General features: G+C 70.4%; 25 protein-coding genes and 2 pseudogenes. 17 read left to right on the forward strand and 10 right to left on the reverse strand.

The genetic code is table 11. From position 1 onward, the window contains the following. The first annotated feature begins 28 nt into the window (after nt 1-28). Nucleotides 29-844, forward strand: coding sequence for a prephenate dehydrogenase/arogenate dehydrogenase family protein (locus ACW9J6_RS10150; protein ID WP_457116349.1), 816 nt, complete (start codon nt 29-31; stop codon nt 842-844). 329 nt (nt 845-1,173) lie between these two features. Here the strand turns inward: ACW9J6_RS10150 and ACW9J6_RS10155 are convergent, their stop codons facing one another. From ACW9J6_RS10155 to ACW9J6_RS10165, 3 genes are all read right to left on the reverse strand, one after another. Continuing rightward, entirely contained in the window at nt 1,174-2,835 is a 1,662-nt protein-coding gene (locus ACW9J6_RS10155) for a hybrid sensor histidine kinase/response regulator (RefSeq protein ID WP_457116350.1), read from the reverse strand. Nucleotides 2,836-2,969: 134 nt separating this feature from the next. Then, nucleotides 2,970-3,656 (reverse strand): LuxR C-terminal-related transcriptional regulator, encoded by a 687-nt coding sequence (locus ACW9J6_RS10160; protein ID WP_457116351.1) that lies wholly within the window; start codon nt 3,654-3,656, stop codon nt 2,970-2,972. A 684-nt stretch (nt 3,657-4,340) separates the two neighbouring features. Beyond that, on the reverse strand, nt 4,341-4,571 hold the full coding sequence (locus ACW9J6_RS10165) for a hypothetical protein (protein ID WP_457116352.1): 231 nt from the start codon (nt 4,569-4,571) through the stop codon (nt 4,341-4,343). A gap of 273 nt (nt 4,572-4,844) precedes the next feature. On the opposite strand from ACW9J6_RS10165, the gene ACW9J6_RS10170 reads away from it, so the two are divergent. From ACW9J6_RS10170 to ACW9J6_RS10195, 6 genes and pseudogenes are all read left to right on the forward strand, one after another. Continuing rightward, the gene (locus ACW9J6_RS10170; protein WP_457116353.1) at nt 4,845-6,164 is read left to right on the forward strand and encodes an HlyD family secretion protein; all 1,320 of its coding nucleotides are present in this window, start codon (nt 4,845-4,847) and stop codon (nt 6,162-6,164) included. Then, nucleotides 6,161-8,296, forward strand: coding sequence for a peptidase domain-containing ABC transporter (locus ACW9J6_RS10175; RefSeq protein WP_457116354.1), 2,136 nt, complete (start codon nt 6,161-6,163; stop codon nt 8,294-8,296). The genes ACW9J6_RS10170 and ACW9J6_RS10175 overlap by 4 nt, the downstream gene beginning before the upstream one ends. A gap of 154 nt (nt 8,297-8,450) precedes the next feature. Next, nucleotides 8,451-8,780 carry an IS66 family insertion sequence element accessory protein TnpB gene (tnpB, locus tag ACW9J6_RS10180; protein ID WP_457116355.1) on the forward strand — a complete coding sequence of 110 codons (330 nt, stop codon included), beginning with the start codon at nt 8,451-8,453 and terminating at the stop codon, nt 8,778-8,780. Between the two features lie 530 nt (nt 8,781-9,310). Beyond that, nucleotides 9,311-9,501, forward strand: a pseudogene (locus ACW9J6_RS10185) (integrase core domain-containing protein); the annotation flags it as partial. Nucleotides 9,502-9,672: 171 nt separating this feature from the next. Then, nucleotides 9,673-10,311: a class I SAM-dependent methyltransferase gene (locus ACW9J6_RS10190; RefSeq protein WP_457116356.1), complete on the forward strand. Its 639-nt coding sequence runs from the start codon at nt 9,673-9,675 to the stop codon at nt 10,309-10,311. Nucleotides 10,312-10,760: 449 nt separating this feature from the next. Continuing rightward, on the forward strand, nt 10,761-11,558 hold the full coding sequence (locus ACW9J6_RS10195; RefSeq protein ID WP_457116357.1) for a quinoprotein dehydrogenase-associated SoxYZ-like carrier: 798 nt from the start codon (nt 10,761-10,763) through the stop codon (nt 11,556-11,558). Here ACW9J6_RS10195 and ACW9J6_RS10200 read toward each other — a convergent pair whose 3' ends face one another. Continuing rightward, nucleotides 11,559-12,485 carry a cyclase family protein gene (locus tag ACW9J6_RS10200; protein WP_457116358.1) on the reverse strand — a complete coding sequence of 309 codons (927 nt, stop codon included), beginning with the start codon at nt 12,483-12,485 and terminating at the stop codon, nt 11,559-11,561. Nucleotides 12,486-12,615: 130 nt separating this feature from the next. Between ACW9J6_RS10200 and ACW9J6_RS10205 the strand changes: the two genes are divergently transcribed. The 9 genes and pseudogenes from ACW9J6_RS10205 (at nt 12,616) to ACW9J6_RS10245 (ending at nt 20,180) form a co-directional block, all read left to right on the forward strand. Beyond that, on the forward strand, nt 12,616-14,196 hold the full coding sequence (locus ACW9J6_RS10205) for an ATP-binding protein (RefSeq protein ID WP_457116359.1): 1,581 nt from the start codon (nt 12,616-12,618) through the stop codon (nt 14,194-14,196). A gap of 37 nt (nt 14,197-14,233) precedes the next feature. Continuing rightward, nucleotides 14,234-14,938: a response regulator transcription factor gene (locus ACW9J6_RS10210; protein WP_457116360.1), complete on the forward strand. Its 705-nt coding sequence runs from the start codon at nt 14,234-14,236 to the stop codon at nt 14,936-14,938. Nucleotides 14,939-15,177: 239 nt separating this feature from the next. Continuing rightward, nucleotides 15,178-15,267, forward strand: coding sequence for a pyrroloquinoline quinone precursor peptide PqqA (gene pqqA / locus ACW9J6_RS10215; RefSeq protein ID WP_012335429.1), 90 nt, complete (start codon nt 15,178-15,180; stop codon nt 15,265-15,267). Nucleotides 15,268-15,341: 74 nt separating this feature from the next. Next, nucleotides 15,342-15,431, forward strand: a complete 90-nt coding sequence (pqqA, locus tag ACW9J6_RS10220) for a pyrroloquinoline quinone precursor peptide PqqA (protein ID WP_012335429.1) — start codon at nt 15,342-15,344, stop codon at nt 15,429-15,431. Nucleotides 15,432-15,477: 46 nt separating this feature from the next. Continuing rightward, nucleotides 15,478-16,377 (forward strand): pyrroloquinoline quinone biosynthesis protein PqqB, encoded by a 900-nt coding sequence (gene pqqB / locus ACW9J6_RS10225; protein ID WP_457116361.1) that lies wholly within the window; start codon nt 15,478-15,480, stop codon nt 16,375-16,377. 490 nt (nt 16,378-16,867) lie between these two features. After that, nucleotides 16,868-17,952 (forward strand): annotated as a pseudogene (pqqC, locus tag ACW9J6_RS10230) (pyrroloquinoline-quinone synthase PqqC). A gap of 20 nt (nt 17,953-17,972) precedes the next feature. Beyond that, nucleotides 17,973-19,112 carry a pyrroloquinoline quinone biosynthesis protein PqqE gene (pqqE, locus tag ACW9J6_RS10235; protein ID WP_457116362.1) on the forward strand — a complete coding sequence of 380 codons (1,140 nt, stop codon included), beginning with the start codon at nt 17,973-17,975 and terminating at the stop codon, nt 19,110-19,112. Then, nucleotides 19,109-19,834, forward strand: a complete 726-nt coding sequence (locus ACW9J6_RS10240) for a hypothetical protein (protein WP_457116363.1) — start codon at nt 19,109-19,111, stop codon at nt 19,832-19,834. The genes pqqE and ACW9J6_RS10240 overlap by 4 nt, the downstream gene beginning before the upstream one ends. Beyond that, nucleotides 19,815-20,180, forward strand: a complete 366-nt coding sequence (locus ACW9J6_RS10245; RefSeq protein ID WP_457116364.1) for a hypothetical protein — start codon at nt 19,815-19,817, stop codon at nt 20,178-20,180. Before ACW9J6_RS10240 ends, ACW9J6_RS10245 begins: the two co-directional genes overlap by 20 nt. A gap of 22 nt (nt 20,181-20,202) precedes the next feature. Here the strand turns inward: ACW9J6_RS10245 and ACW9J6_RS10250 are convergent, their stop codons facing one another. Further along, nucleotides 20,203-21,201, reverse strand: coding sequence for an NAD-dependent epimerase/dehydratase family protein (locus ACW9J6_RS10250; RefSeq protein ID WP_457116365.1), 999 nt, complete (start codon nt 21,199-21,201; stop codon nt 20,203-20,205). A gap of 91 nt (nt 21,202-21,292) precedes the next feature. Between ACW9J6_RS10250 and ACW9J6_RS10255 the strand changes: the two genes are divergently transcribed. Continuing rightward, on the forward strand, nt 21,293-22,183 hold the full coding sequence (locus tag ACW9J6_RS10255; protein WP_457116366.1) for a LysR family transcriptional regulator: 891 nt from the start codon (nt 21,293-21,295) through the stop codon (nt 22,181-22,183). Between the two features lie 13 nt (nt 22,184-22,196). On the opposite strand, the gene ACW9J6_RS10260 is transcribed toward ACW9J6_RS10255, so the two are convergent. The 5 genes from ACW9J6_RS10260 to ACW9J6_RS10280 all read right to left on the reverse strand — a co-directional run bounded on the left by ACW9J6_RS10260 (nt 22,197) and on the right by ACW9J6_RS10280 (nt 26,990). Further along, on the reverse strand, nt 22,197-22,442 hold the full coding sequence (locus tag ACW9J6_RS10260) for a hypothetical protein (protein WP_457116367.1): 246 nt from the start codon (nt 22,440-22,442) through the stop codon (nt 22,197-22,199). A 97-nt stretch (nt 22,443-22,539) separates the two neighbouring features. Beyond that, the gene (locus tag ACW9J6_RS10265) at nt 22,540-23,337 is read right to left on the reverse strand and encodes a formylmethanofuran dehydrogenase subunit C (protein WP_457116368.1); all 798 of its coding nucleotides are present in this window, start codon (nt 23,335-23,337) and stop codon (nt 22,540-22,542) included. Next, the gene (fhcD, locus tag ACW9J6_RS10270; RefSeq protein ID WP_457116369.1) at nt 23,334-24,269 is read right to left on the reverse strand and encodes a formylmethanofuran--tetrahydromethanopterin N-formyltransferase; all 936 of its coding nucleotides are present in this window, start codon (nt 24,267-24,269) and stop codon (nt 23,334-23,336) included. The genes ACW9J6_RS10265 and fhcD overlap by 4 nt, the downstream gene beginning before the upstream one ends. A 1-nt stretch (nt 24,270) precedes the next feature. Next, nucleotides 24,271-25,905 carry a formylmethanofuran dehydrogenase subunit A gene (locus ACW9J6_RS10275; RefSeq protein WP_457116370.1) on the reverse strand — a complete coding sequence of 545 codons (1,635 nt, stop codon included), beginning with the start codon at nt 25,903-25,905 and terminating at the stop codon, nt 24,271-24,273. Continuing rightward, on the reverse strand, nt 25,899-26,990 hold the full coding sequence (locus tag ACW9J6_RS10280; RefSeq protein WP_457116371.1) for a formyltransferase: 1,092 nt from the start codon (nt 26,988-26,990) through the stop codon (nt 25,899-25,901). Before ACW9J6_RS10280 ends, ACW9J6_RS10275 begins: the two co-directional genes overlap by 7 nt. Nucleotides 26,991-26,992: the final 2 nt, after the last annotated feature.

The raw sequence follows: 26,992 nt of genomic DNA on the forward strand, positions 1-26,992 counted from the left end.
GTCGGCCCGCCTCACCCGCGAGGAACCCGTGTCGTCCCGTTCGCTCCATGCTCCTCTTCCCGTCGGCCTGATCGGCTTCGGCGCCTTCGGGCAGCTCATCGCGCGCCATCTCGCGCCGCACCTGCCCGTGCTCGCCCACGATCCGTTCCTACCGCCTGAGGCTTTCGGCGACGGAATCCGCCGGGTCGACCTCGCGCAGGCGGCCGACTGCCCGGTGGTGATCCTGGCGGTGCCGGTCTCGGGCCTGCGCGCGGTGCTGCGGGACCTCGCGCCGCACCTGCGTCCGGGCACCCTCGTGGTCGATGTCGGCTCCGTGAAGGTGATCCCGGTCGCGATCATGCGGGAGGAATTGCCGCCGGACGTGGAGATCCTGGCGACGCACCCGCTCTTCGGGCCGCAGAGCGCGCGCGACGGGCTCGCCGGGCTGAAGGTCGCGTTCTGCCCGATCCGCGGCCGCCGGGGCCTGCGGGCGGCCGCCTTCTTGCGGCGGGTCCTGGGCCTGACCGTGCTGCGCACCACCCCCGAGGCGCATGACCGCGAGGCCGCGACGGTCCAGGGTCTCACGCATCTCGTGGCGCGGGTGCTGGTGGCGATGGAGCCGCTGCCGACCCGGATGACGACCCGCAGCTTCGAATTGCTGATGCGGGCCGTCGACATGGTGCGGCACGACGCGCCCGAGGTCTACGAGGCCATCGAGCGGCAGAACCCCTTCGCGCCGGAGGTGCGCCGCCGCTTCCTCGACCTCGCGGCGCGGATGGATGCGGAGGCGGCCGGGCCCGGGGCGGAGGAGCGCGGGCCGCCACCGACCGCCTCGCTCTCGGTGGGACGGCCGCTCCGGCCTTGAGACGCGTGAAGGCGAGCGGTGCTCCGGCCGGGCCGCGCGGAGACCTTCAGGGAGGTGAGGCGGGCTTCGGCCCGACGATGGTGCCAATCGCCACCGAACATGGCGGATCGCCGGCCATGCTGGCGACGGCCATCGCGGCGCGTCCGCATCGGCTGCTCAACGTCCGCGCACGAGGCTTGACGCGCGCGGCGCCTTCTCTCTCTCGGACTCGCGGAATCGCGACACCATCGCGTCGCGGCCTCGGGCGCGATGAGCGTCGCCCAGGGCGCGTGCCCAGGGCTGTCCGCTCCTCGAGGCGCGAGCGCAACCCGGGCAGCGATGGCCGCGCCTCATGGGGCCGGGGAGCCGGCCCGCGCCGCCGACGCTTTGGCGAGGATGCTCTTGGCAACGACGACGGAACGCAGCTCGGCCGGCCGGACGGGCTTCGACAGGATCGGCATGTCCGGCGCGCCCAGCTCCTCGCGCACCCGCGCCTCGTCGTGCCCGCTGATCACCACCACGGGGATGTCGTGCCCCGCCAGGCGCCTCACCGCCGCGATGCATTCGGCCCCCGTCACGCCGTTGCCGAGGTCGAAATCGGTGATGAGGAGGTCCACGTCGGCCAAGGCCGCCGGAATGCCCGGCTCGGCCTGGACCTCGCAGCCCCATTTGCGCAGCAGGCTGGCGGTTGCCGTGAGCACGGCCTCGTCGTCCTCGATCAGCAGCACCCGCAATCCGCGGATCGCGGCGGGCGGGTCGAGCCGGCGCCCCTCGTCCTCGGGGACCGGCGCCCGGACGGTCGGGAGGTTGCCGAGGGTGACGCAGGTGCCCCGGCCCGGGACCGAGCGGAGCACGACCTCGACATCCAGGATCTCACCCAGGCGACGCACGATCGGCAGGCCGAGACCGACTCCTTCGAGATCGCGGTCGCCCCGGTGGCGGACCTGGTAGAACTCGTCGAAGATCCGCGCCTGGTGCTCCACCGGGATGCCGGGGCCGCGGTCGAAGACCTGCACGGCGAGGCGGCCGTTCCGCCGCCGGCGGCAGGCGATCAGGATCGGCCGGCCGGGCGCGTACTTGATGGCATTGTTGACGATGTTCTGGAGCATCGTGGTGAACAGCGCCCGGTCGGTCTGCACGACGAGGCGGCAGGGGCGGCTGCGCAAGCGGGTGCCGGCGAGCTGGGCCGCCTCCGAGTTCTGCCGCCGCACGTCCTCGACGATGTCGCCGATTGCCACCGGTTCGAAACGGGGTCGGACCTTGCCGCTGTCGAGGGTCGAGATGTCGAGGAGCGACTTGAACAGCCGCGACACGCTCTGGAGGGAGCGGTCGATATTGTCGACCATCCGCAATTCGGCCGGCCCGAGCTGGCCGTCGCGCAGGCAGGCGGTGAACAGGCTGATGGCGTGGATCGGCTGGCGCAGGTCGTGGCTCGCTTGCGCCAGGAAGCGCGACTTGGACAGGCTCGCCTCCTGCTCGCGGGCATAGGCCTCGCGCAGGCGCTCGAGCAGGCCGTGGATGTAGGCCGGCACCAGGAGCGTGGTGAGGACGAGCGTCGCGACCATGAACGGGTTGTCCCGCCAGTAGGCGCTGCAGCCGGTCGTGACAGCGATCGATGCCAGGGCAGCGAGCGTCGAGAGCTTGAGCGAGGCCGCGCCGTAGCGCAGCCCGTTGCCGACGATCATCCGCAGGACGATGGCGTAGAGCGGGAGGAACGGCGCCCCGCCGATGGACATCGTGTAGGTGATGCCGCCGAGGTCGAGGGCAAAGGCGACGGCCCGCCGCCGTTCGTTGTCGCTCGGATGCCGGGAGATCCAGGCATAGAGCGCAGCCGTCACGAGCCAGTGTGCCGTCACCAGGACGGCGACGATGCGCAGCTCCGGCGGGCCGATCCCGGCGAGTGCCTGCGGCACGACGTAGAGGACCATGCATCCCATGGCGACGAGGCGGATGAGGGTCTGCGCCCTCTCGCTGTCGGCCTTCTCGCCCGGCCCGTGTCCCAGCCCCGTCATCGCCGGGCCGCGCCGTTCCCTGCGGGCGCCTCCGCCCCGACCGGCCGGGTTTCGCCCGATTCCGTCATCGCTCCCGCCCGACTGCCCCGCATCGATGTCCGGGCGGCTCTGACACAGGCCTTGCCGGGCCGACACTAGGACAGGTGTACGATCCGCCGCGGCGGCACGACGGTCCCCTCCACGCTCACGACGCCGCCCAGGCCGGCATTGGCCGCCTTGGCGGCGGCGGCAGCGCGGGACGTGACGTCGAGGGCGCGCAGGAGTGCCGAGACGTGGATGCGAACGGTGAAGGGCGAGATGTCGAGCTCGCGACCGATCTCCTTGTTCGACCGCCCCTGCGCGACGAGGCGCAGGACGTCGCGCTGGCGCTGTGTCAGGGGAGGGAGGCTTCCTGGAGCCGTGGACAGCTCCGACCGCGGGTTGCGCCGGATGACGAACTCGCCCTCGCGCACCGCCGAGATCGCCTGAGCGATCTCGGCCGCGGGCAGCGACTTGGCGATGAATCCGTCGGCCCCCTCGGCCATGACGGTGCGGATCAGCGCTTCGTCCTCGACCATCGATACGACGATGATCGAGGTCTTCTGGAACTCCTCGCGCAGCCCGCTGATCGACCGCTGCGGATCCAGGCCGGGGAAGAGCAGGTCGAGGAAGACGGCCTGCGGCGGCGGGCCTGACCGTGCGAGGGCCAGGACCTCCTCCATGGTGTCGGCCTCCCGCACCAGGGTGTGCGGGTAGAGCCGCTCGGCGATGTGCCGCATCCCTTGGCGAAACAGCGGATGGTCGTCCGCGACGATGACGGCCTCGATCGTTCGGACGGTCATTCCCATGCCGATCGCCTCATCGCACGCGCACTCCACGCTGCCGGGCTGGGCGGCCACGATGCACGCGGGCAGCGAGCCCGCGTGATCCAGGCACGCATACCGTAAGGACGCTTGCCCGCGCTCCATAGGACATACGGACTGGTAAGCCGCTTTCCCGCACCTGTCCAGCAACATCTCGCAGGGTAAGTACAGGTGATTGGTCGGGACTTTTGAACAATTTCAATCTGTTCGTCGGGCGTATCGCCGGCGGAGAAGGGCGTTGCGGCCGGATGATCACGATCACGGTTTATGGGCACGCGGCGAATGTCGGATCACGAGTGCACGATTCTTGAGCAAAAATCTCTAGCACGCGCAGAAGGCTTTGGCGCAACGGATTTCGCGTCGGCTCGCGCCGCAGACGGCCGCACCTCGCCCGGCGTGAACGCACCCGCGAGGCCGCACCTGCCTCTGGGACGCGTGACGGCGATCGTCCTGCCGCCCCATCCGGTCTCGGCGGCGAGCGCAGCAACATTCCCGATGGCGGCAGAGGGCAGGCTGACCTTGGAGCGGATGCCCCTCACCGGTGATGCCCTTCGGAATCCCCTGCCCCGATCGAGGGGGCCTCAAGCCCCCTCGCGCTCACACAGGGTCCGGCGAGCGTCGTTCGGGTCCCTTGGTCATGGGGCCGACTTGGTGGCCAGAAGCCTACTTGGCCCAGTAGCTCCCGCTGCCAAACGGAGAGCTCCAGTAGTTGTAGCTCTGACCGCCCGCGACAGGAACTTCACCCGCCGAGAAGCCGCCGAGCTTGAACTCGAAGCCGACGATTTTTCCGCCGTTCCAGTAGAGCTTGCCGCCGCTGACGTGATCGATCTCGTGCGGTTCCAGCTCGCGAACGGAGGTCTCGTCTTCCATGACGCGTTGAGGCGCGTTCGACATGATTGAACTCCTGGTCCGATCAGATACGAAAAAGTCTGCTGCACTTGCTTTTGCAGTCGGCGCCGACAGACCGTGTTCGATCTAAGCAATACGTAGATCGCCTCGCAATAACACACCTGTGCTAGTCGAACGCCTCGCGCAGCTGCCTTACGGAGGCGCGTCGGATCGGCTCGCACGCATGCGCAGAGAGTGATTTTGTTCTCGTTCAATCGGATCAGGTTGTTTTTTCTCCGAGCGAGACTGGCGACGGCCGGGGGACGGTCCCGGAGCGGCATGGTTCGGGAGGCGTCGGCCACGCGTGCCCGGCCCGGCAGCGGAACGCTCTTCCGGCCCGAATCCGTCGAGAGCCGGCGGGATTCCTGGCTCGGACATCCCCGCGTCGTCCGCGCGATGCCTGTCACGGGCTTCGCGGTGGCCTCGCTCGTCCTCGCCCTCTGCATTCTGGCGTTCCTGGTGTTCGGGCAATACACGCGGCGCGTGCCCGTCACCGGCCTCGTCCTGCCGCCCGACGGCCTGACCCGGCTCGCCGCCCCCCAATCCGGCTGGATCGCGGAGATCAAGGTCGCGGAGGGGCAGCTCGTCCGGCGCGGGGACGTGCTCTATGCCCTGCGCGTCGACAGCACCACGTCCCTCGGCGACACGCAGGGCGCGGTGGCCTCGCTGCTGCGCGCCAAGCGCGACGAATTGCAGGGCGCGCTGGCGCGCCGCGAGAAGCTCGACCTCGCCGAGAAGCAGGGCCTGACGGACCAGGCGCAGCATCTCGACCGCGAACTCGCCGAGATGGATACGCAAATCGGGATCCTGGAGCGCTTCGCCGACGAGCTCGAGGTGATGGCCCAGCGGCAGCAGAAATGGCTCGATCGCGGCCTGAGCCGGTCGGCCGATTACGAGAGCCGGCTCCAGGCTTACAATGCGCAGAAGGCGCAAGTCCTGGCGCTCCGGCGCGAACGCCTCCAGGCCGAGGGGCGCCTCAACGAGGTCAGGACGCGGCTCGCCAGCTTCGATCTCCAGAGTCTCGCCGGGCGGAGCGAGATCCGCCAGCAGATCCTCGATCTCGACGGCCGGATCTCCGAGAGCGAGGCGCGGCGCGAATTGCGCATCGAGGCGCCGCGCGAGGGCATCGTGACCGGCATCAGCGCCTCGGCGGGGCAGGCCGTGGTCGCGGGCGCCCCGCTCCTGACCATCGTGCCCGCCGGCAAGCCGCTCGTCGCGCAGCTCCTGGCGCCGAGCAGCGTCATCGGCTTCCCGCGGGACGGCGCGCGCGTCCTCCTGCGCTACCGGGCCTTTCCCTACCAGAAGTTCGGACAGTATCCCGGGCACATCGTCTCGGTGTCCCGCGCCAACCTGCGGCCGGAGGAGGTCGCGCAGATCGCGGGCGGCACCGGAAGTGGCAGCGGTCCGAGCTTCTACCGGGTGACGGTGGTGCCCGATGAGCCCTTCGTCCGCAGCTACGGGCGTACCGAGTCGCTTCAGGCCGGCATGCAGGTGGACGCGCATCTCCTGGGCGAGACGCGGCCGCTCTACCAGTGGATCCTGGAACCCCTCTACGGCCTGCGCGCGGCGGTCGCCGCCCCGCCCGGACCCGCCTCATGACCGCGTTCGACCAGCGCTTGCGCACCGCCCTCCATCTCGGGCCCTCGACTCCCGTGATCCTGCAGGCGGAGGCGGCCGAGTGCGGCCTGGCCTGCCTCGCCATGGTGGCGGCCTTTCACGGCCATCGCCTCGACCTGCAGGCGCTCCGCAGCCGCTTCGCGATCTCGATGAGGGGCGCGACCCTGCGCGATCTCATGCGGGTCGGCACCGCGCTTCGCCTGAGCACCCGAGCCCTGAAGCTCGACATTCCCGACCTGGCCTCCTTGCGCCTGCCCTGCATCCTGCACTGGCAGCACAACCACTTCGTCGTCCTGACCCGGGTCGGCCCCCGCGCGGCGGTGATCCACGATCCCGCCTGCGGGCGACGCACGGTGCCGCTCGCCGAACTCTCGGCCAAGTTCACCGGGATCGCCCTCGAACTCTGGCCGACGGAGCAATTCGAGCGCAAGCGGGAGCGCGCCAGCATCTCGGTCGTGGATCTCGTCCGCCGCACGGCGGGGCTCGGCCGCGCGGCGTTGCAGATCCTCGCGATCTCGGTCCTGCTCGAGATCACCGTGCTGACGATGCCGATCGGCTTCCAGCTCGTGCTGGACGAGGTCGTGGTGGCGGCCGAACCCGATCTCCTAACGCTGATCTGCATCGCCCTCGTGCTGCTCCTGGTGCTCCAGGTCGCGGCAGGCTTCGCCCGCAGCTGGGCGACGATGCTGATCGGCACGAACCTAATGATGCAATGGAAGGCGGCCCTGTTCGACCGGCTGGTGCGCCTGCCCCTCGCGTTCTTCGAGAAGCGCCATGTCGGCGACATCGTCTCGCGCTTCGGCTCGCTCGACGCGATGCACCGCACCCTGACTACGCGGGCAGTGCAGGCCCTGCTCGACGGCGTCATGAGCCTCACCCTGGTCGTCATGATGGGGCTCTACGGCGGCTGGCTCCTCGCGCTCGCGCTCGTCAGCGTCGGCCTCTACGTGCTGCTGCGGGTCCTCGCCTACGCGCGCTACCGGGAGATCTCGGAGGCGGCGATCGCCCACGGGGCGATGGAGAGTTCCCACCTCATGGAGACGGTGCGCGGCATCGCCAGCGTGAAGACCCTCAACCTGGAATTCTGGCGCCGCGATACCTGGATCAACCACATGGCGCAGAAGCTGAACGCCGAGCTGCGCGTCCAGCGGTTCGATGCCTGGTTCCAGGCCGCCAACACCGCCTTGTTCGGGCTCGACCGCATCGCGATGATCTTCGTCGGCATCCTGGCCGTCCTGGGGGATCGCCTGTCGGTCGGCATGGTCGTGGCGTTCCTGGCCTACAAGGACCAGTTCGCCAGCCGCGTCGGGACCTTCGTCGAGACGATGCTGCAGTTCCGGATGCTGTCGCTCCACGGCGAGCGGCTCGCCGACATCGCCCTCGGCGAGCCCGAGGAGCGGCGGGGCGGCGCGCCGGTGCTCGGCCGGCAGGCGCGCGCGGCGAGCCGGCTGGAGGTGCGCGACCTGCAGTTCCGCTATGCCGACGGCGAGCCCGACATCCTGTCCGGCCTCAGCTTCGCCGTCGAGCCGGGCGAGTGCCTGGGCATCGCCGGCCCGTCGGGATGCGGGAAATCCACGCTCCTGAAGATCCTGGCGGGCCTCTCGGCGCCGAGCGGCGGCCAGGTCCTCCTCGACGGCCTGCCCCTGTCGGCGACGGGGCTGTCGGCCCATCGTGAGCGCGTCGGCTGCGTCCTGCAGGACGACCGGCTGTTCGCGGGCTCGATCTTCGAGAACATCGCCGGCTTCGACCCGGAGGCGGACCCGCAATGGGTGATCGCCTGCGCGCGGTTCGCCGCCATCCACGACCAGATCGTGCAGATGCCGATGGGCTACGAGACCCTGGTCGGGGACATGGGCAGCGTCCTGTCGGGCGGGCAGATGCAGCGGATCGTGCTCGCCCGCGCGATCCACCGCCGCCCCGGCCTTCTCCTCCTCGACGAGGCGACGAGCCACCTCGATCCGGCCAGCGAGCGGGCGATCAACGAGGCGGTGCGCAAGCTGCCCATGACCCGCATCGTCATCGCCCATCGCGAGGGGACGCTCGCCCTCTGTGACCGGGTCCTGACCTTTGGCCGGAGTGCCGCGATCGCGGATCGCCAGCGCGAGAGCGCGTGAACGGGCTTCTGTGGTGAGAGGAGCGTCCTTCTCACCTCCGCCCGGCGATCTCCTGCGATCACCGCGCCGCGTCCTCTGGCGTGAGCGATGCTCCCGGGGCACCTTCCGGGCCTGCCCCGGGGTGTGATCCGCCGGTCCCCGTTTCGGACCCGGGATGCGGCTGCCCGGACCTGACCTCGGGCTTGAGCCGGAGCGTGGGCACCGCTCCCCCGCCAGGCGCGCCGACCGGATCCAGCTCGTCTTTCTGCACGTCACCGGACTGTGCTTGTTCACCGAGCGGCTGCAGGACGGCCGGTTCCGCCGGCCCAAGGCCCAAGACGGGGTGGTGCGGTTCATGGCGGCCGAGCTGCAGGCCCGGCTCGAAGGCCTGGACCGGAGGCGGGTGAACGGGCCGAGGGAGGTGATCGCACCGGCCCGCTGGGTCTCACGTGACAGAATCGCCACGTCGCCGAGTCGGAAAGCGGCGTGGAGCACCATGGCGTGATCGCGTCACTGATCGGAACCTGCACTCCCGCCGGTGCCGAGCCGTGCGCGGACCGTGCCGAGATGGTCTTCCGCATCGGTCAGGGGGATCTCGACAGCTGTGTCGGCGACCTGCCGCCTTGGGTCACGCCGCAGCCGTGGCCGTGAACGACCGCTCACACCTGACACCACTCGACCCATGTTTCAATCCGTGCTCCCGCGAGGGAGCGACGTGACCACACTAGGGTTTAGACCCAAGGGCTTCCCGCCGCCGAAACTCAGAAGTCAGCCTGTCACCAATGTGCTCAAAGTGGCCTCGCCCTACTGGCGACCCTGGCTGAAGCCCGAGTTCCGCTGTGCGTGTCGCAAAGATTTTGGCCGCAGAATATCATGCTCCCGGCAGAGGCGCACACTGGCCCGATGAGGCGAACTCAGGCCCGTCAAACCGCTTCAGCGACCTCGTCGGCGGGGGTGGGCAGGCATTGTAACGCCCCGTTCGAAGGAGACTTTATGGGTCACTGAACGCTTGCGACATGCCCCCTGCAAGAAGGTGGGGATCTTCGAGCAGAGCTCTGCGGCGAGTGCCTGAAGCAGGAGATATTCTCCTCGCTCAAGGAGGCGCAGACCGGGATCGGTCTCTGGCAGAGGACCTACAACCGCGTCCGTCCGCATTCGTCGCTGGGCTACCGGTCACGCTCCCGGATCTGGCCTACTGGCTACCCATGGCAGTCGCCATGCAGTAGCCTCTCACCCGGCCCGGTCCAAAATACCGGTCATGTCAATTATACTGAATCACAGTCCATGCTGGAGACAACTAAGTGAATAAAGGAAATTCTATCCCAGAAACACACGATGGAGCTGATTATAAATTAGTCCTGAGTCATTTATCGAAAGCGATCGCGTGCAGAAAATATATGGAGATCGGAGTTTCAAGCGGAGATAATTTTCAGAATATAAAATGCGTGGAAGGCATAGGAATTGATCCTTCGTTTGAAATTTCTCGCAATATTACTGAAAATAAGAAGGTCGTTGTTTTGTACCAGACCACAAGTGATGAGTTTTTTGCAAGAAATAGATTGAGATTTATTTTTACAAGAAAAATCGATCTGGCTTTTTTGGACGGCATGCATCTCTACGAATTCCTACTGCGTGACTTCATGAATGTAGAATCAATTTCAGGTAAAAACTCTATTATCGCAATGCATGATTGTCTTCCGTTAAATACGATCATGGCAAGCCGCGACGCAAGCGAAGTGACAACGAAGAGCGAGAACACACGCTTCCCACATTGGTGGACTGGGGATGTCTGGAAGATAGTTCCTATACTCAGAAAGTACCGGCCAGATTTGAAAATCGAGCTATTGAATTGCTATCCGACTGGTCTCGTCGTCGTTAGAGGACTGAACCCAAGGTCAAGAGTATTGAAATCAAACTACGACTCAATAATAAGAGAATTCGATGCTATTGCAAATTCGACGGAGACTCTCTCTGAATTTTACAGGACGAATATTATTACTGATGCTAAAGCGCTTCTGGTAGATTTTTCCAAATGAGGTAAGCTGTATGATTGCCTTGTCCGCCGTCAGCACCCGTGAGACAGAGTCTTGCCCTTAACGGTCAAGGGTACCGGGAACGTTTCAATCCGCGCTCCCGTGAGGGAGCGACCGCCTCACTCTAACGCACGCCGCCACCACGCAAAACCCGGACGGTTGCGCGAACCCCACCACAACCCGGGACATGACCCCCTTCCCAAAGACTCCCAATCCGAATCCGTCCGAGGCTGCAAGCCCTTGCCGGCGCGCGAACCGTCGAGGGAGTGCCCGTGCGCTTCAGGTTCGCGCGACGTCCCGGCACGCCGGTCGCGGCTTGTGCCGTGGCGGGCCGGCACCACCCAATCGGGGGCATGGCAGCGGGCGGCCCAAGCCCATACATATGAACGCAAACAGAGAGCGGCGCAGCGAGACTGCCGCGTCCGCCGCGGGGAAGCGATGAGGAGTGCGCGATGATCCGAACCGCCTGGACACCGGCCCTTGCCGGTGCGGTCCTGTCCGCTCTCGCGGCGACCGCCGCATGGGCGCAGGAGGACGCGAAGGCCGAAGCCGCCTGGAGCGAATTGCGGCCCAGCGTCACCGGCGACCGGCCGATCCAGGACGGCGCGGGGGTGCTGGCGCTCGACACCCCCAAGCGTGCCGAGGACGCCGCTATCGTGCCGATCGGCATCCACATCGCCCTGCCGGATGGCGACACGCGCGCCATCAAGTCCCTGACCTTGGTCGTGGATGAGAATCCCTCGCCGGTCGTCGGCACCTTCACCTTCCCGACGCCGCAGCACCGGTTCGACCTCTCGACTCGGATCCGGGTCAACTCCTACTCCTTCGTGCGCGCCATCGCGGAGACGCAGGACGGCGCTCTCTACATGACCAAGGCCTACGTGAAGGCGGCCGGCGGCTGCTCGGCGCCCGCCGTGAAGGATCCGGCCGAGGCCAAGGCCAATCTCGGCAAGATGCGCTTCCGGGCCTTCGCGGAGCGCGGCGAGGCGCAGGTGCAGGTCCGCCACCCGAATTATTCGGGGCTGCAGATGGATCAGGTCACCCGGCTCTACACGCCGGCCTGGTTCGTGGAATCGATGAGCGTCCGCCAGGGCGAGACGCCGCTCTTCACCATGACGGGCGGCATCTCGGTGAGCGAGGACCCGACCTTCCGCTTCAGCTTCGCCGGCAACGGCGAGCCGGTAACGGTGGTGGCCAGGGACACCGAGGGCCACACCTTCACGCAGAGCTTCCCGGCCTCCGGCTCCTGATCAGGGCGGCGTGGGGCGCATCACGCCGTCGGCGCCGCGCGTGAGCGGCGCGGCCTGGATCGGCAGCGGCGCGCCCGGGGCCTCCTCGACGCTCACGCCCTCGCGCCAGCCGGGCGGGGCGATCGCCACGTAGCGGGCGAAGCCGCCGGTGCCGCCGAGGGGCTTGGCGAAGCCGATCACGATCAGCGCGCCGGCCTCTGGCACCTTGTCGAGATTCGTGACCCCCTCGGCCTGCGCGAAGTTGTTGTGCATCAGCCACGCCTCGCCCTCCAGGTTCGGCGTGGTGTCGGTGTCGAGCGGCTCGTGGCCGTGGAACAGGATCCTGCGCTCCAAGTGCAGCAGCTTCAGCGCCGCGAGGGCGACGCCCGGGAAGGGCTTGCGCCCGAAGCGCTCGGCATCGGCCCAGCGCTTCGACCAGTCGGAGCGAACCATCACGACGGCGCCCTCCGGGATGCGCCCGTGCCGCGCTTCCCAGGCGGCGACGTCCGCGACCTGAAGGTGGTAGCCCTCGTCGCGGGCGACCTGCGGCGTGATGTCGATGACCACGAGCGGGCGCAAAGCGTAGGTGGCCGGCAGGTCGCTGATCGTGGCGCCGAGAGGGTTCCAGTGGGCCGGCGGATCGAGCTGCGTGCCGTACTGGTCGGTGGTCAGGTCGTAGGCCGTCGCCACGAAGCCGTGCTTCTCGTAGGTGAAGGCCTCGCCCGCCTCGGCGAAGCCCTGGACCGCGCGGCCCGCCCGGGCGGCCTTGAATCGGGCCTGCGCGAAGCCCGGCCAGACCGGCTGGTCGGGCGCGAAGGCGTGGGTGAGGTCGATGTACTTCGCGCGTTTCAGGGCCGTGTCGTAGAGCGACCAGAGAGAGGTGTCGTCCGCGCGGGCGAAGCCGGGCAGGCCGAGAGCGAGGATCGCGATCGTCAGGGTTCGTCTCATCGCACGTCTCCGGGGAAGCGGGTCCGAGCGTGACGCAGCGGGAGGTCCGGCACAATCCGGCTTTTCCAGCCGAGGGCGGCCCTGCCTCCGGCCCGCCGCTGTGGCAGATTGCGCCCGCGGGAGGAGCGGTATGGGCTCGTTGCGGGTACGGTTCGGTCTTCTGGTCGGGAGCGCGGCCGCGCTGGTGATGCTCGCGGCGGTGGGCCTGTTCTGGTCCCTCGACGCGGCCGAGCGCACCCTCGACAGCACGCTCGAGGCACAGGTGCGGCTGGAGCTGATCGCCGAACTCTCCGGGCGCCTCACCGAGTACGGGCTCGCCGCCGTGGAGGCGGTGGGGGAGAATCCGAGCCGGCCCGAGCGCCTCGCCAATGCCCGCGACGAGGTGGACAAGGCGCTCACCGCCGTCGACGAGGGGCTGAGCAAGGCCATCGCCCGCAGCGACGCCATCGTGGACCGCACGCAATACGCCGCCCGCTCGCGGCCCCTGGCGCGCCTGCGCGCCGCCCGCGTGATGCTGGACCGGCAGGTGGCGCAGATCCAGCACGAGCCAGATCCGGGCAAGCGCGGCGACGCGATCCGGGGCGCCCTCAACGCCTTCGGGGCCGTCACCGGGCAGCCGCTGACCTTCCTGGTCGAGGCCGAGCGGCGCGGCGTCGAGAGCGCGGCCGGTCAGGTGCGGGACCTCGCGGTGCGGCTGCGCTCGCTCTCCCTCGGGGTAGCGGGGCTCGCGGTCGGGGTGCTGCTCCTCGTCCACCGCACGCTCACCCGCCCGCTCCTGCGGCGCATCGACGACATCCGCGCCGGCGCCGCCGCCATCGGCCGCGGCGAACTCGACACCCGTCTCACCGTCGCGACCCACGACGAACTCGGCCTGCTGGTGGCGGGCTTCAACCGCATGGCGGCGCGCCTGAAGCGGCGAGAGACCCGCGTCGCCGCCGACCGCGCCGCCCTCGAGGAGACGGTTGCCCGGGCCACCGCCGACCTGCGCGCGGCCAACAGCCGCCTGGAGGAGATCGACCGCTCGCGGCGGCGCTTCTTCGCGGATGTCAGCCACGAGCTGCGCACCCCGCTCACCGTCATCCTGGGCGAGTGCGACCTCGCCGCCCGCTCGCCCGAGACCCCCGACGCGTTCCGGCCGGTCATCGCCACCATCCGCAAGCGCGCGCTGCGCCTTCACCGGCGGGTCGGCGACATGCTGCGCATCGCGCGCTCGGAATCGGGCCAGATCGAGCTGGAGCGCAAGCCCGTCAGCCTCGCCGCGGTCCTCTCCGAGGCGGTGGAGAACTGCGCCACCGAGGCCGCGCGCCGCCGCATCGCCCTCGACTTCCACCCGAGCGAGACCGACGTCGAGGTCCAGGCCGATCCCGAGTGGCTGCGCCAGATCGTCGAGGGCCTGATCGACAACGCGCTGCGCCACGCCGCCGGGGCGACCCGCGTCTGGGTCTCCCTGGCGGAAGGCCGTGGCGGCGCCGAGGTGACGGTGGCCGATGACGGGCCGGGCTTCCCGGCGGAGGCCGAGACGCTGTTCGAGCGCTTCCGCCGCGGTGGCAATTCGTCTTCTGCACAAGGCTTCGGCATCGGTTTGGCCCTGGCGCGCTGGGTCGTCGAGCGCCATGATGGCGTCATCCGCCTCGGATCGGCCGGGGGAGAGGAGCGCGGCGCCCGGGTCACCCTGGTCCTGCCCGCGGAAGCCAGGGAGGATGCGGCGTGACGGCGCCCCAGGATCCGGCCGGCGGGACGGCCACCCGATGACGAGCGTCCTGGTGGTCGAGGATGACGGCGACATCCGGTTCATGCTGGCCCGCGGCCTGACGGCCGAGGGCTTCTCCGTGAACCTCGCGGGCAGCATCGACGAGGCGCTGGCCTCCGCTCGCGACCGGGTGCCGGAGGCGGTGCTCCTCGACATCATGCTGCCGGACGGCTCCGGCCACGAGGTCTGCCGCTCCCTGCGCGAGGGCGGCTACCCGGGAGCGATCCTGTTCCTGAGCGCCAAGGACGAGGTCAGCGACCGCGTCGACGGCCTCGCGGTCGGCGCCGACGACTACATCGTCAAGCCCTTCGTGTTCGACGAGCTGCTCGCGCGCCTGCGCACTCACCTGCAGCGCCGCCGCGCCGCGGGCGAGCCGCGCACCCTGGTGACGGCCGGGCGCCTCTCCCTCGACTCCGCCACCCGTCAGGTGCGGTTCGGCGAGGTCACCGCCCGCCTCACCCAACGCGAGGCGGAACTGCTCTCGGTGCTGATGGAGCGGGCCGGGCGGCCGGTGACGCGGGGCGACATCTTCGACCGGCTCTGGGCCAACCAGGGCGGCCTCTCGCTCAACGTCGTGGACGTCTACGTGGGCTACCTGCGCACCAAGCTCGGCGACGTCGCCCGGGCCGGGGGCCCCTCGATCGTGACCGTCCGCGGCCGCGGCTTCATGCTCGACCTGCACGAGCCCGGCTACCGCCAGTAACCTCTCGTTTGCCGCTCACGAAATTTTTTAGGGCGCGAGGTATCTTGCCCAAGGCCCTGCGGAATCGGCACAATAAGACCGGTTTGAGAGCCCGGACCAATGGGTGGGAGTCTCGCAGGCAAAATACCGCTTGCAACCATCGGGCGGATTGCCGATATATCCCGGGTGACAGAAAACACTGTCATCTCAACATCTTAGGTTTCTCTTATGAGGGGCCTGAGCAGCCTAGGAGAAGCGTCATGAAGTGGGCTCTGCCTGTTGTCGCCGAAGTCTGCGTCGGCATGGAAGTCACCTCCTACGAGTCGGCCGAGATCGATCCCTTCAACTAAGGGCTCGTCCGGCGCCTCCGGCGGTCTCGCCGCCGGGGGACCTTGTCTCGACCATCATCCCGAGGGGTAGCATCATGAAGTGGGCTCTGCCTGTTGTCGCCGAGGTCTGCGTCGGCATGGAAGTCACCTCCTACGAGTCGGCCGAGATCGATCCCTTCAACTGAGGGCTTCTCCGGCCGGAGGGTGGCGACGCGCTGACGTGAGAGGCTCATGCAGGCGATCATCCTCGGCTCCGCGGCGGGTGGCGGCGTTCCGCAGTGGAATTGCCGCTGCCCCAACTGCGCCATGGCCTGGGCGGGCGACGCCCGGGTCCGGCCGCGCACCCAGTCGAGCCTCGCCGTCTCGCCGGACGGAGAGACCTGGCTCCTGGTGAACGCCTCGCCGGACATCCGGCAGCAGCTCTTCGCGACCCCCGCCCTGCACCCGCGCCGCTCCCTGCGGCACTCCCCGATCGGGGCGGTGCTGCTCACGAACGGCGACGTCGACCACGTGGCGGGCCTGCTGACTTTGCGCGAGAGCCAGCCCTTCCGGCTCCACGCCACCCGCAACATCCTCGAATCGGTCTCCGCCAACCGCGTCTTCGACGTGCTGGCGCCCGAGCACGTCTCGCGGCGGGAGGTGGCGCTCGACGCGCCCTTCGAGCCGGTGGCGGGCCTGACCGTGACCCTCTTCGCCGTGCCCGGCAAGGTGCCGCTCTGGCTGGAGGAGGGCACGCCCGAGATCGGCGCCGAGACCGAGACCACGGTCGGCGCGATGATCGAGGCCGGGAGCCGGCGCCTCGCCTACGTGCCGGGCTGCGCCCGCGTGACGGAGGACCTGCGGCGCCGCCTCGCTGGCGCCGACCTGCTGCTCTTCGACGGCACCGTCTTCCTCGACGACGACATGATCCGCGCCGGGGTCGGGACCAAGACCGGCTGGCGCATGGGCCACGTGCCGATGACCGGGGAGGGGGGCTCGATCGCCGGCCTCGCCGCGGTGCCGATCGGGCGGCGGGTCTTCGTGCACATCAACAACACCAATCCGGTGCTGGTGGAGGAGTCGGAGGCGCGCCGCGCGGTGGAGGCCGAGGGCTGGACCGTGGCGCATGATGGACTGACGCTGACGGTCTGAGCGTGGCCGCGACGACGCCGGGCGAAAGGGCGGGCGCGCGAACCCTCCCCCCTCTGCGGGGGAGGGTGGCGAACGGAGTGAGCCGGGAAAGGGGAACCACGCTTCAAGATGTGGCGCCCTGCACCACGGTCCAGCCCGCTTCGGAAGCGTGGGTCCCCTCTCCCGCCCGGCTCCGCCGGGCACCCTCCCCCGCAGAGGGGGGAGGGTGGGGCGGTGGTGGGCCATAAGTACAACTTAAGTACAGGAGCGCTTGCCGCGAGGAGTATTCATCTCTCCTTGATCCACCGCAAAGCATGTCGGCCGCGCCATATGCGATCAGCGCAGATCCGGCGCGCGGGATCATCCGATCCGACATCGACATCACCGGCCGGATTGCCAGGAAAGTGAAGGGCCGAACCCTTGACCGGCGCGGCGGGAGCCGCCACCTCGGCTCCGGGAGGAACGGAGCCGCTAGCGCTTCGAACGATCATCAGAAGGCCACCGACCCGCCATGTCCGCAGCCCTGTCCCTCACGCTCCCGACCGCGCCCCAGCCCGATGACGGGCGCCTGCTCTCGCCCGCCGACCTGGAAGCGGCGCTCCGCGACATCGGCGCCCGCCGCTACCACAACCTGCACCCGTTCCACCGCCTGCTGCACGACGGCAAGCTCGACAAGGATCAGGTCCGGGCCTGGGCGCTCAACCGCTACTATTATCAGGCGATGATCCCGGTGAAGGATTCGGCGATCCTCGCCCGGATGCCCGACGCGACCCTGCGGCGGATCTGGCGCCAGCGGATCGTCGACCACGACGGTGACCATGAGGGCGACGGCGGCATCGAGCGCTGGCTGAAGCTCGCGGAGGGCGTCGGCTTCGACCGGGCCTACGTGACCTCGACGAAGGGCATCCTATCCGCCACCCGCTTCTCGGTCGAGGCCTACGTGCATTTCGTCGCCGAGCGCTCGCTCCTCGAAGCGATCGCGTCGTCACTCACCGAGATGTTCTCGCCGACGATCATCTCCGAGCGCGTCGCCGGCATGCTCAAGAACTACGACTTCATCACCAAGGAGACGCTCGCCTATTTCGACAAGCGTCTCACCCAGGCGCCCCGCGACGCGGACTTCGCCCTCGACTACGTGAAGCAGCACGCGACCACGCCGGCCCTGCAGCGGCAGGCGATGGACGCCCTGATCTTCAAGTGCACCGTGCTGTGGACGCAGCTCGATGCGCTCTACTTCGCCTACGTGTCGCCCGGGATGATCCCGCCGGATGCGTGGCGCCCGGGCGAGGGCCTGGTGGAGGGCCGCGCGTGAGCCTGACCCCCGACGACGTGCCGCGCCTGCCGCGGGGCGTGCGGATGCGCTTCGACGGCGTGCGCGGCGCCCACGTGCTGCTCGCGCCCGAGCGCACCTTCGACCTCGACCAGAACGCCGTGGCTGTCCTGTCGCTGGTCGACGGCGCGCGCAGCATCCGAGAGATCGCCCGGATGCTGTCCGAACAGTACGATGCGCCCGCGAGCGTGATCGAGCCCGACGTCATCACCATGCTGGACGGGCTCGCGGAGAAGCGCGTGCTGGAGACGACACCCGCCGCCTGAGGCGGCGCGAGGATCCCCCGATGAACGCCGTCACCCCGACCCTTCCGGCCCCGATCGGGCTCCTCGCGGAGCTTACCCATCGCTGCCCGCTGCGCTGCCCCTATTGCTCGAACCCGCTCGACCTCGACAAGCGCTCGACGGAGCTCGACACGGCGACGTGGCAGCGGGTGCTGGCGGAGGCGGCGGCGCTGGGCGTGCTCCACGTCCACCTGTCGGGCGGCGAGCCCACCGCCCGGCAGGACATCGTCGAGATCACCAAGGCCTGCGCCGATCTCGGCCTCTACTCGAACCTCATCACCTCGGGCGTCGCCGGGGCGCTCGCCAAGCTCGATGCCCTCTCCGAGGCCGGGCTCGACCACGTGCAGCTGTCGATCCAGGCGGCCGAGGCGGGCAATGCCGAGAGGATCGGCGGCCTGAAGAACGCGCAGCCGCAGAAATTCGCCTTCGCCGAGAAGGTGGTGGCGCTGGGCCTGCCGCTCACCCTCAACGCCGTGATCCATCGCGGCAACATCGACGAGGTGCCGACGATCATCGATCTGGCGATGAGGCTCGGCGCCAAGCGGCTGGAGGTCGCCCACACGCAGTATTACGGCTGGGCCTACGTCAACCGGGCCGCCCTGATGCCGGCCAAGGCCGACGTGGACCGCTCGATCCGCGCCGTCGAGGAGGCACGCGAGCGGCTGAAGGGCCAGCTCGTCATCGACCTCGTGGTGCCGGACTACTACGCCAAGTACCCCAAGGCCTGCGCGGGCGGCTGGGGCCGGCGCCTGATGAACGTGACGCCCACCGGCAAGGTGCTGCCCTGCCACGCCGCAGAGACCATTCCGGGCCTCGAATTCTGGAACGTGCGCGACCGCGCGCTCGGCGACATTTGGGCGAACTCCCCCTCCTTCCAGGCCTATCGCGGCACTTCCTGGATGCAGGAGCCCTGCCGCTCCTGCGACCGCCGGGAGAAGGATTGGGGCGGGTGCCGCTGCCAGGCGCTGGCGCTGGCGGGCGACGCGGCCGCCACCGATCCGGCCTGCTCGCTCTCGCCGCTCCACGCCAAGGTCCAGGCGCTTGCCGTCGCCGAATCGGCGCTGGAGACCGCGCCCGACTACCAGTACCGCACGATCGGCGGCGCGCCGGTGGTGCCGCAACCCGAGGGAGTCACTGCGTGAGGTCCGCCCTTCTCCTCTGCCTGCTCGGTTCGCTCGCCGCGACGCCTGCGCGGGCCCAGGCGAATGCCGAGCCGGCGGCTGCGCCGCAAGCCGCACCGCAATCCGCGCCGCAGGGCGCCGCGCCGAGCGCCGTCGATCTGCTGTTCGACGCCAACCATTACGCGGCGACGCCGCCCGGCAGCCGGATCACCTACCGCTACGTGCGCTTCAGCGGGATCAAGGACGGGCCGTTCGGGCCGCCGATCGAGGACCGCATCGTGGAGAGCGTGGGGCCCGGCAAGGAGCCCGCCAGCCGCGACCTGACGATCGAGGCCTTCACGGGCGAGCGCCGCCTGCCGACCGCCCATTACGAGAACATGTCCGGCAACCCGTTGCTGGCCCAGTTCCTGGAATACCACACCCTCGACCTCGGCAAGGCGCTGGAGGGCAACCCGCGCTACATCAAGAACGCCATCCGCAAGGCCCTGCGCGAAGGCGGACCCGCCGCCCCGACCGAGGTGGTGGTGAAGGGGCAGACGCATCCGGGCTGGCGCGTGGTGCTGCGGCCCTTCGTCAACGATCCGGTGAAGGACAAGCTGCGCGGCTTCGACGGCCTCACCTACACCTTCGTGCTCTCGCCCGCGGTCCCGGGCGAGATCGTCTCGATCGACGTCGAGGCGACGAACCCGGACGGCGGCAAGCTCTTGCAGGAGACGGTGACGTATGAACCGAGCGTGGGTTAAGGGAGCGCTCGGCGCGGGCGCCCTCCTGGCGGGCGTTGCGTGTGCCGCCGCCGACGACAACGACTATCCGACCGAGGCGCGGGCCGACTACGTGTTCGGCTGCATGGCGGCGAACGGCCAGACCCGCGACGCGCTCCAGAAGTGTTCCTGCTCGATCGACGCGATCGCGGCGATCCTGCCCTACGACAAGTACGTGCAGGCCTCGACGATCCTGTCGATGCGCCAGGGCATCGGCCAGCGCGCCAACGAGTTCCGCGCAACCAAGCTGTTCGACGACAAGGTCGCGGAACTGCGCCGCGCCCAGGCCGAGGCCGAGATCCGCTGCTACCGGGCGAGCGTGAACTGAGGGGCCCCGCGGGACGCAACGCTCAGCGGGCCTGCGTCGCTGGCCGCGCCGACGCGGCCGCGTCCGGGAGGGCGCCGAGGGCCGCCAGCGTCGCCCGCACGGCCTTGTCGAGGGGCGTGTGCGGCTCAGCCCCGAGTTCCGCGACCATGCGGGCGTTGTCGAGCCGCAGCGGCACCTTCCAGAGATAGAGCATCTCGCGCACTTCTCGCAGGAACGGGACGAACGGCGCTGCGGGCCGCGTCAGGGCCCAGGGCACGCGGCGGATGGTCAGCGTCTCGCGGCCGATCGCCCGGGCGATCGCCGACACCATGTGGGTGCCGTCGGGATCCCAATGTCCGCCCGCATGGAAGCGTGCGAAGGCCGGGAGGGCCGCATCCCGCTCGGCGAGGCGCACCATGGCTGTGGCGACGTCGGGCAGGTAGGCCCATTGGTGGCCGATGCCCGCCGGTCCCGGGTACCAGACCGACCGCACCGGCCGGCCCCTCTGCGCGAACAGCGTGAACCAGGAATTCCCGGTCATGCCGGGACCGAAATAGTCGCCCGCCCGCACGATCAGGCTGCGCACGCCCTCCCGCGCCGATTCCTCGAGGCGCCGCTCCATGGCGACGCGGATCGCACCCTTCCGGGTCTGCGGATGCTGGGGCGCGTCCTCGTCCGGATGCGGAAAGGCGTCCGGCCCGAAATTGTAGACGGTGCCGGGAAAGAGCAGGCGGGCCTCGGCCGCCCGCGCCGCCGCGAGGCTCGCCTCCAGCATCGGCATCACGAGCCTGTCCCAATCGCGGTAGCCGGGCGGATTCACCGCGTGCACGACGAGGGATGTGCCCCGCGCCGCCGCCGTCACGGCCGCCGCGTCGCGGGCATCGCCCGTGATCCAGGTGACACCGTCGCCCGGCCGCCGGACCGAGTCCGGGGCGCGATGCACGGCCCGCACGCGCCAGCCGCCTTCCTGCAGTCGCCGCGCCACCGCGCCGCCGATCCCTCCCGTCACCCCCAGCACCAGGGCGTCCCGCGTCGTGTTCATGATCCTCTCCTCATTCGCGTTGGAGGGACGATCGCAGAGGAGAGGATATCCGGGAATTGCGGAGGGAAGAGGAACCGATATACAAAATTGTATGACGGATCCGAGTTGGGATCACTGCCGCGCGGTTCTGGCCGTCCTGGAGGAGGGCTCCCTCTCGGGCGCCGCTCGGGCGCTCGGCCTGACGCAGCCCACGATCGGCCGCCAAGTCGCGGCGCTGGAGGAGGCGCTCGGCGTCGCGTTGTTCACGCGCTCGCCCGCCGGCCTGGTGCCGACGGAGGCCGGGCTCGCGCTGCGGCCGCATGCCGAGGCGCTGCGGGCCGCCGCCGCCGCGCTCGTCCGCAGCGTGGCGCCCGCGGGGGAGGGGGTGGCGGGCGCGGTCCGGATCACCGCCTCCGAGATGGTGGGCGGGGCGGTGCTACCGCCGATCCTTGCGCGGCTCCACGCGGCCCATCCGGGGCTGGCGCTTGAGCTAGTGCTGTCGGACCGGGTACAGGACCTGCTGCGCCGCGACGCCGACATCGCCGTGCGGATGACTCCGCCCGTGCAGGAGGCGCTGGTCGCGCGCCGGGTCGGGGCGGTGCGGCTCGGCCTCTTCGCGCGCCGCGACTACCTGGAGCGGACGGGCGTCCCGGAGCGCCCCACCGACCTTCCCCGGCACAGCCTCGTCGGCTTCGACACGCCGACCGCGTTCCTGCGCGGCTTCAGCTTCGGCGACCTGCCCGTCACGCGCGAGCTGTTCGCGTGGCGCAGCGACAGCACGCTCGCGCAATTCGCCGCGATCCGGGCGGGATTCGGTATCGGCGCCTGCCAAGCGGCCCTGGCGGCCAGCGAGCCGGACCTCGTGGCGGTGCTTCCCGAGACCGGTTGGGACCTGCCGACCTTCGTCGTGATGCACGAGGACCTGCGGCAGGTCCGGCGCTGCCGGGTCGCTTTCGACGCGCTCGTCGCCGGTCTGGAGGATTACTGCTCCTCGGTTCGGTGACACCTGTCCTGCATCACCAGACGAGCTGCGCGGCCGATCCCGATGTCGGCGTCGATGCGGTGCCCTCCGAGGCGTCGCGCTCGACCCCGCCGGGCATGGCGTTGTCGATGGCGCTCTCTCGGGCGGCCAGTTCGACCACGCCGAGGCCGCCGCGGCTGTCCCGCTGCGCCTCCGCGACCTTCACGCCGCCGAAGAGCGCGAAGGTCGTCCCGTAATCGGGCGTCAGCGCGTGAGCCCGGTTGTAGCCGCCGAGGACCATCGGCCCTCCCGCGGTCCGACCTTCGGCGCCGATCGAGGAGGGCGACGGCCCACGTCGGCGCAATCGGGCGACACGGGGCGCAAAAGCGCGGGGACGGTCAGCCGAGCGGTGCCAGCAACTCGCCCTTGCCGAGCGTTGCGAGGTCGCCGGCGCGGCGGCCGAGCCGGGCGCGGGCGAGGGCGGCGAAGCGGGCGGAGATCGGATCGAGCGCCTTGGCCAGCAGCCGCAGGAACACGAGGTCCTGCACGCCGGTGTCCACGAAGGTCGGCAATAGGGCGCCGTGGCGCTCCACGAGGAGCGTGCCGCGGCGCATCCCGTAGCCCGGATGATCGCCGATGGCGCCCGCCACGATCGTGCCGGCGATCATCCGCGAGCCCGCCAGCGCGCCCGCGGCGTCGGCGACGATCAGCCCGGCGCGCATCCGGTCGCCGAGCCGGTCGCCCGCCCGGCCGCCGATGATGAGCGTGGCGCCGTCGAGCCCGCCCGCCGCCCCGTGCAGGGCCCCGCCCGCGCTCTCGGCGGCGTCGCCCGCGATGGTGATGGTGCCGCCCTTCGCGGCGGTGCCCGCGAAGGGGCCGGCCGCGCCCGAGACGCGGATCGTCCCGCCGGTCATGCCGGCGCCGAGGCGCTGGCCGACATCGCCCTCGACCTCGATGAGGCCGGTGGTCAGCCCGGCCCCGACATGGTCGAGGCGGTCCGAGCCGCCCTCGATCCGCAGGGTCTCGCCGTCGCGCCGCTGGAGCGCGAAGCAGTCGCCGAGCGCGACGCCGTGACGGCTCGTGCCGACGGGCAGCCGCGCGGCTTCCGCCTCGGAGAGGCCGGCGAGCCGGGCCGGGGTGAGGCCCGCGAGGTCGAGGCGCTCCGGAGGCGCCTGGCGCAGGGTGAGGACGCTCATGCCGCCGCCCCGTCGAGGAGGTCCCGCAGGTGGAAATGGTGGCGGCCGAGATTGCCGCCGTAATTGCCGGCCGTGACCGCGACGAGGCCGAGGTCGCGCCCCGCCGCCGTCGCCGCGTGCAGGGCGGCCCGCATCGAGGCGGCGATCGCCCCGGCCGCGAGCCCGTCGATCACGATCTCCAGCACCACGTTCACCTCGGGCGGTAGGGCCGAGCCCGCGCGGCCCTTGAGCGTCGGGCAGTAGGCGTCGTTGGTGGAGGCCATCATGCCCTTGGTGCGGGCGCCGACCTTGGAGCCCGAGCGCACGATGCCGCCCGGGAAGGGCAGGATCACGTCCGGCACCCCGCGCGCCGCCGCGACGGCGATCTCCGCCACCTTGAGCGTGTCCGCGTGGGCGCGGCCGAGAAACAGCAGGTTGCCCCCGCCCACCGCCCCCTCGACCGTCGGGACCGAGTGCTCGCAGAGGAACTCCCCGTCCATCACCGGCGTGCGCCAGAACCGCCGCCCGCCGAAGCGCTTGGCGACCGAGAAGCCGTCGCCGAACATCTGGATGGCGCCGCCGAGCTTGATCGCCTTGCCCTTGTGCGGATCGTCCCAAGCGATGCCCGCGAAGCAGGCGCTGCCGGGCGCGGTCAGCACGCATTGCCCGACGCGCTTCAGGAGCTGCCCTTTCAGCCCCCCGGCGTCGAAGCCGAAGAGCAGCACCCGCACGCCCGGCCGCCCATCCGGCGTCTGGTCCGGGGCGAGCACCGCGTCGATCCCGGCCTCGACCCCGCAGCCGATCACCGAGGTGGCGAAGCCCGTCATGGTGGTGGCGGCGATCATCGCCCATTCGGGCGTGTCGGCGGTGAGCACGAGGGCCGTGCCCGCCATGTCGAAGGCCTCCGCGAAGGTGTCCTCGACCCGGATGCCGTGGAGAGTGAGGTCCGTCATCTCAGCCCCTCAGGCTCACCGGCGCGAAGGGGTCGCGCTCGCCGAAGGCCGCGTCCGGCACCGAGAAGCTGCCGAGCCCCGCCCCGAACCGCGCCTGCAGGTAGGCGTCGCTGCGCCGCGCCATGCCGGGATCCGCCTCGACCGTGACGCTGAGCGTGCGCCCCGCGCGCCGGGCCACCACCTCGCCGTCCCGCACGATCACCACCCCGTCCTTGAACACCCGGTGCGCCCGCCCGAACATCGCCGTGCGGTCGCGCTGGTCCCGGTAGACCGCGATGTCGGCCTTGGCGCCGGGCCGCAGGTGGCCGCGATCGTTCAGCCCGAGCAGCTTCGCCGGGCCCGAGCGGGTGAGCTGCGCCACCTCGCTCAGGCTGTACTCGCGCGTGAGCGCCTGCAGGCCCGAGCGCTCGGCCGCGACCTTCGGGTGGCCCGCCACCTCGCGGTCGCGCTCCTCCTTGTCCATCAGCAGGTGCAGGATGCGCGGATAGGCCGTGAACGGCCCGCCGTTCGGGTGATCGGTGGTCAGGATGGTGCGCTCGGGGTCGGGCGAGAGCAGCATCAGTTCGAGGCCGATCGCGAATTGCAGCGAGGAGGTCGGGCCGCGGTCGCGGTAGCGGAACGGCACGATGCCGCCGCCCTCCGCGTCGCCCGCGTTGATGATCCACTTCTTCGGGCTCGCTCCCTTGCGCCCGCCATACTGGCGCAGGATGTCCAGCGAGATCGTGCAGGTCTGGCCGAACACCACCTGCCCGACATCGAGCGTGGCGTTGGGATGGCGGGCGAGCGCCTCGGCGAGGCGGGGCGCCGCCGAGGCGAAGCCGCCGCCCATCGGGTTCTGCGGATCGAGGGCCGCGTAGGCGTAGAACTGGGCGTGCGCGAAGTGGATGCGCCGGCCCTGCGCCGCCTCCAGGGTCTCGACGAAGCTGTCGTCGGCCCCCGGCAGGCCGAGATTGCTGCAATGGACGTGGAGCGGGTGGGGCACGCCGATCGCCTCGACCGCGTCGAGGAGGCCGTCGAGAATCTGGCGCGAGGTCAATCCGTAGGCCGGCACCTCGTCGTCGAGGGCGAAGCGCACCGCGCCGTCCTTGAAGGCGTCGGCGCCGCCCGCATTGATCACCTTGACGCCGAGCGCACGGGTCGTGGCGAGATTGAGCGCCACGAGGTCGCGGACGGCTGGCGCGCCCTCCCTGTCGCGCAGGAGCTGGAGCAACTGGTCGTCGTTGCCCATCACGCAGAGCCCGCCGCGGTCGAGGAGCGGGATCGTGGCGAGTTCGAGCTGCGTCGCCAGCGCGTTCGCAGGCGGCATCGCCGGCTCGACGGCGGTGGTGTAGCCCATCCGCGCGTAGAGGGAGCCGATGTCGAGGGCCGAGCCGTGCGGGGAGGGCGCGTCCGCGCTCTCCGCGACGCCGAGCTCCGGCAGCAGCAGGCGCGACAGCACCACGTTGCCGCCGGCGATGTGCGAGTGGACCTCGATCCCGCCGGCCATCACCACGCAGCCCGCGGCGTCGAGGGTCTCGTCGGGCGCGCGGTTCGCGGGGGCCTCGACGATGCGGCCATCCTCGATCCAGACGTCGCCGACGGCGTCGCGCCCGGCGGTCGGATCGACGACCCGACCGCCCGTGATCCGGGTCAGCATGAGGCGGTGCGCTCCTGAGGGATGAGGCGGTCGTGCAGGGCCGCGATCAGGGCGGAAGCCTGCGGCGCGGGGCCGGGCGTCGCCGCCTCGTGCCAGGTCAGCGTCGCGCGGCGCGGGTGCCAGAGCGTGCCGCCATGGCTCTCCCCCGGCACGCCGACCGCGAGCACCACCTCGGCCTCGTCGCCCTTCGGCGCCCCGAGGAGCGCGACGGTCGGCACGCGCGCGACCCAGGCGGGGCAGGGGGCCGGCAGGGCGGCGAGCCACAGCGCCGCGTCGATCTCGCCCGCCGCGGCCTGCCGGGCGGCGTCGAAGCGCCAGGGATCGTGCACCGGGAGGCCATCGTGCACCGGGAGGCCATCGTGCACCGGGAGGCCCTGGCCGAACCCGACCCGGGGCCCCTGCGCGGTCCGCCACGCGGAGACCTGGATGGCGGCCCGGCCCTGATGGGGATCGGAGACCGGCAGGGCGAAGAAGCGTGTCGTCTCGGTGAGATCCTTCACGAGCCCGCTGATCATCTCGGCGCCGAGCGCGCCGGTCTCGGCGGGATCGTACAGCACCACGCCGTAGAGGGCGCCGCGCAGGCGCGCCGCCAGCTCGGAGAGGGGAGTCTCGCCGCCGATCCGCCCGGCGACGAGCGCCCGCAGCAGGCCGATCGCGGCCGGCAGGCCGGCCTCGCCCGTGGCGTAATCGGCGCCCTGTCCGGGCGCGAGGGAGAGGATGGCGCGCCCGGTCCCCGCGGCGCGGCCCCGGGTCGGGCCGGTCGCGGCAAGTTCGGGCAGCAGCGGGCTCCCGGCGGCGCGGTCCCCCAGCACGAGCACGAGGTCCGCCCGGCCGACCGCCTCGCTCGGCGTCGTCGTCATGGATCCGGAGGAGGCGAGGGCGCCGAGATCGGCGTAGAGCCCGTCCGACCCGGCCGGATCCAGCGAGGCGCCGATCGCCTCGGCCAGCCGGAAGGCGGCCTGGATCGCCGCCACGTCAGCGCAGAGCCCCGCCACGACGGGGCTGCGCGCGCCGCTCAACAGACCGGCCGCGGTGGCGAGCGCCGCCTCGGGATCCGTCGCTTGCCCTTTGACCCAGGCTGTCATCC

The organism is Methylobacterium sp. JK268, from assembly GCF_054052225.1.

Coding starts and splice junctions, on each gene's coding strand:
- ACW9J6_RS10155 (WP_457116350.1), bottom strand. CDS start 2,835: ATGACGGGGCTGGGACACGGGCCGGGCGAGAAGGCCGACAGCGAGAGG.
- ACW9J6_RS10160 (WP_457116351.1), bottom strand. CDS start 3,656: ATGACCGTCCGAACGATCGAGGCCGTCATCGTCGCGGACGACCATCCG.
- ACW9J6_RS10165 (WP_457116352.1), bottom strand. CDS start 4,571: ATGTCGAACGCGCCTCAACGCGTCATGGAAGACGAGACCTCCGTTCGC.
- ACW9J6_RS10170 (WP_457116353.1), top strand. CDS start 4,845: ATGGTTCGGGAGGCGTCGGCCACGCGTGCCCGGCCCGGCAGCGGAACG.
- ACW9J6_RS10175 (WP_457116354.1), top strand. CDS start 6,161: ATGACCGCGTTCGACCAGCGCTTGCGCACCGCCCTCCATCTCGGGCCC.
- tnpB (WP_457116355.1), top strand. CDS start 8,451: ATGCGGCTGCCCGGACCTGACCTCGGGCTTGAGCCGGAGCGTGGGCAC.
- ACW9J6_RS10190 (WP_457116356.1), top strand. CDS start 9,673: ATGGAGATCGGAGTTTCAAGCGGAGATAATTTTCAGAATATAAAATGC.
- ACW9J6_RS10195 (WP_457116357.1), top strand. CDS start 10,761: ATGATCCGAACCGCCTGGACACCGGCCCTTGCCGGTGCGGTCCTGTCC.
- ACW9J6_RS10200 (WP_457116358.1), bottom strand. CDS start 12,485: ATGAGACGAACCCTGACGATCGCGATCCTCGCTCTCGGCCTGCCCGGC.
- ACW9J6_RS10205 (WP_457116359.1), top strand. CDS start 12,616: ATGGGCTCGTTGCGGGTACGGTTCGGTCTTCTGGTCGGGAGCGCGGCC.
- ACW9J6_RS10210 (WP_457116360.1), top strand. CDS start 14,234: ATGACGAGCGTCCTGGTGGTCGAGGATGACGGCGACATCCGGTTCATG.
- pqqA (WP_012335429.1), top strand. CDS start 15,178: ATGAAGTGGGCTCTGCCTGTTGTCGCCGAAGTCTGCGTCGGCATGGAA.
- pqqA (WP_012335429.1), top strand. CDS start 15,342: ATGAAGTGGGCTCTGCCTGTTGTCGCCGAGGTCTGCGTCGGCATGGAA.
- pqqB (WP_457116361.1), top strand. CDS start 15,478: ATGCAGGCGATCATCCTCGGCTCCGCGGCGGGTGGCGGCGTTCCGCAG.
- pqqE (WP_457116362.1), top strand. CDS start 17,973: ATGAACGCCGTCACCCCGACCCTTCCGGCCCCGATCGGGCTCCTCGCG.
- ACW9J6_RS10245 (WP_457116364.1), top strand. CDS start 19,815: ATGAACCGAGCGTGGGTTAAGGGAGCGCTCGGCGCGGGCGCCCTCCTG.
- ACW9J6_RS10250 (WP_457116365.1), bottom strand. CDS start 21,201: ATGAACACGACGCGGGACGCCCTGGTGCTGGGGGTGACGGGAGGGATC.
- ACW9J6_RS10255 (WP_457116366.1), top strand. CDS start 21,293: ATGACGGATCCGAGTTGGGATCACTGCCGCGCGGTTCTGGCCGTCCTG.
- ACW9J6_RS10260 (WP_457116367.1), bottom strand. CDS start 22,442: ATGGTCCTCGGCGGCTACAACCGGGCTCACGCGCTGACGCCCGATTAC.
- ACW9J6_RS10265 (WP_457116368.1), bottom strand. CDS start 23,337: ATGAGCGTCCTCACCCTGCGCCAGGCGCCTCCGGAGCGCCTCGACCTC.
- fhcD (WP_457116369.1), bottom strand. CDS start 24,269: ATGACGGACCTCACTCTCCACGGCATCCGGGTCGAGGACACCTTCGCG.
- ACW9J6_RS10275 (WP_457116370.1), bottom strand. CDS start 25,905: ATGCTGACCCGGATCACGGGCGGTCGGGTCGTCGATCCGACCGCCGGG.
- ACW9J6_RS10280 (WP_457116371.1), bottom strand. CDS start 26,990: ATGACAGCCTGGGTCAAAGGGCAAGCGACGGATCCCGAGGCGGCGCTC.